Source organism: Variovorax stachyos, from assembly GCF_051400855.1.
Taxonomy (GTDB): Bacteria; Pseudomonadota; Gammaproteobacteria; order Burkholderiales; family Burkholderiaceae_C; genus Variovorax.
In genome coordinates this window covers 1-2,828 of record NZ_JBLFFN010000042.1, presented here as the reverse complement: position 1 = coordinate 2,828, position 2,828 = coordinate 1, and the positions used below count along the sequence as shown (strand labels likewise).

The window sequence follows — 2,828 nt, the reverse complement described above, 5'->3', positions numbered from 1 at the left end:
GCCCGACTCACCCCCAGGCGCGCCTGCGCCACGAAGCGCCGGAAGGGCACCGGCTCGGGCAGCGCCTCTTCGCGGCCCGCCTCGAACAGCGCGATCTCCCGCACCACCAGTTCCAGCGTGATGTGGTCCAGCACCAGGTGATGACTGGGCAATTGCAGCAGCCAGCGCTGCCGCGCCGCGTCGTGCGCGGCCACCGCATGGATCATGGGTGCCTGCCGCACATCGATGCGGTAGTGCGCGGGATGGACCCGGGCGGCGAGCTGCTCTGCCACATCGCCACCCGCCTCGCCATCTCCATCGCCACTCGTCTCGCCCTGCAGCCACTGCAGCCGAAGCGGCGCCTGCCTGCACACCACCTGCACCGGCTCGTCGAGCCCTTCCCAGAGCACCGCCGTGCGCAGGATGTCGTGGCGCGCGATCACGCGCTCGAGGCTGTGCACGAAACGCTCCAGCCGCTCCCGGCTGTCGAAGCCCAGGGCCTGCGAGCCGACGTAGGCGTCCCCCTGCGCCTGCAGCCGGTGGTGGAACAGGATGCCTTCCTGCAGCGGCGCCAGCGGGTAGATGTCCTGGATGTTGGCCGCGCCACCCGGCACCGCGGCCTCGATGCGTCGGACCTGGTCGGCGTCGAGCACGACCAGCGTCAGCATCGATGGCTCGAGCGTGGTGCAGCCCGGCGGAATGCCGTTCGGCGGCACCACCACCTCGGGCCGGCTCGCTTCGCTCGCGAGCGCCTGCGCGAAGGCGGCCAGCCGCGGCTGCTCGAACAGCGTGCGCGCTTGCGCCGCGAAGCCCTGGCGGCGCACGCGCTCCAGCAATTGCAGCGACAGCAGCGAATGGCCGCCGAGCTCGAAGAAGTTGTCGTGGCGGCCCACGCGCGCGACGCCCAGCACCTCAGACCAGATACGTGCCAGGACCTCCTCGGTCTCGCCTTGCGGCGCCTCGTAGGCCTGCGCCCCGCCATCGAGCACCGGCTCGGGCAGCGCCTTGCGGTCTACCTTGCCGTTCGCGTTCAGCGGCAGCGTCTCCAGCACCACGATCCCGCCCGGCACCATGTAGTCCGGCAGCGCGCGGCCCAGTTGCTCGCGCAGGCGCGCGGTGTCCAGCACCTGCCCGGCCTGCGCCGACACATAGGCCACCAGCCGGCCTTCGCGCGCCACCACCACCGCCTCGCGCACGCCGGGCTGCGCCCGCAAGGCCCGCGCCACCTCGGGCAGCTCGACGCGATAGCCCCGCACCTTGACCTGGTCGTCCATCCGGCCCAGGTACTCGAGGCTGCCGTCCCGCAGCATCCGGACCCGGTCGCCGGAACGGTAGAGCCGCGCGCCGTGCTGAAAGGGGCTGGCGACGAAGCGCTCGGCGGTCTGGCCGCCACGGTCCTGGTAGCCGCGCGCGAGGCCCGCGCCGCCAAGGTACAGCTCGCCCGCCACTCCACAGGGCACCAGGCCCAGCCCGGCATCCAACACATGGGCTTCGCAGCCGGCGAGCGGCCTGCCGATGGGCAGGCTGTCCGCGTCGCGCGAGGCCTCGGCCGCCTCCTGGGTCAGCACGCCGACCGTGGTCTCGGTGGGCCCGTAGTGGTTGAGCACGCGGGTCCCGGGACTCAGCCGGCCGATGCGTTCGATCAAGGGCCAGGGGCTCGCCTCGCCGCCCAGTACCAGCAGGTGCGCCGGCAGCACGCGGGCCGGCTGCTGCGCGCCCAGCAGGGCCTGCAGATGGCTGGGCACGATCTTGAGCACGTCCACGTTGCGGCTGCTCATGTAGGCGGCGAAGGCTTCCGGGTCGAACGCCGTCTCGGCCGGCATCAGGTGCAGCGCCCGGCCCGCGCACAGCGCGCCGTAGAACACGGTGTGGCCCAGGTCGGCCGCCACGGTGGACACCATCGCCATGCTGCGCGCGGCCTCGGGCAGGTCCAGCCGCGCCAGCACCGCCTGCACGTAGCGGGCCAGCGCCCCGTGGGTGACCACCACGCCCTTGGGGCGGCCGGTCGAGCCCGAGGTGTAGATCACATAGGCCGCCTGCGCGGGGTGCGGCGTGGCCGTCCTGGCCAGCGGCATCGCGTCGTGCCTGTCCGTCAGCGACAGGCGCAGCACCGGCACGCCGGGCGCCCAGGCGAAATCGCCGGCGCTCAGCAGCAGCGCAGCCTGGCTGTCGCGAAGCTGGTAGTCCAGGCGCTGCGCCGGCAGCGCGGGGTCGAGCGGCACATAGGTCCCGCCGGCCTGGAGCACGGCGAGCACGCCCAGCACGAACTCGCAGCTGCGCTCGGCATGGATGGCCACGCGCACCTCGGGGCCGATGCCGCGTGCCAGCAGATGCCCGGCAAGCTGCCGGGCACGGCGATCGAGCTCGGCGTAGCTCAGCTGCTCCTCGCCGAAGACCAGGGCCGTGGCATCGGGCGTGCGCCTCGCCTGGCGCTCGAACAACCGATGCACCGGCTCGGCGTCGCCATGCGGCTGGGCGTTCGTGCCCCACTGCCGCAGTTGCGCCCGCTCGGCATCGTCGAGCAGCACCACGTCACCCACCGCCTGCTGCGGACGCTGCGCCAGCGCGTCCAGCACGGCCACGTAGTGGCGCGCCATGCGCTCGATGGTCTGTGCCTCGAACAGCTCGGCCGCATAGCGCCAGGCCAGTCGCACCTGGCCGCTCTCGTCCTCGCTGCTGTCGAGCGTGAGCTCGAACTGCGCCGACGAATCCGCCAGCGCATAGTCCTCCAGCACCAGTCCGGGCAGGCGATGCAGGGCTCTCGTGTCGGTGCGCTGGTGGTTGAACAGCACCTGGAACAGCGGGCTGCTGCCCAGGCTGCGCTCGGGCTGCAGGGCCTCGACCAGCTG

General features: G+C 72.7%; 1 protein-coding gene. It reads right to left on the bottom strand.

Going from position 1 to position 2,828, the window contains the following annotated elements; all coding sequences use genetic code 11:
* The coding region (locus ACMGEZ_RS29580; RefSeq protein WP_436825843.1) for a non-ribosomal peptide synthetase at positions 1–2,828 on the bottom strand (2,828 nt) is incomplete at both ends.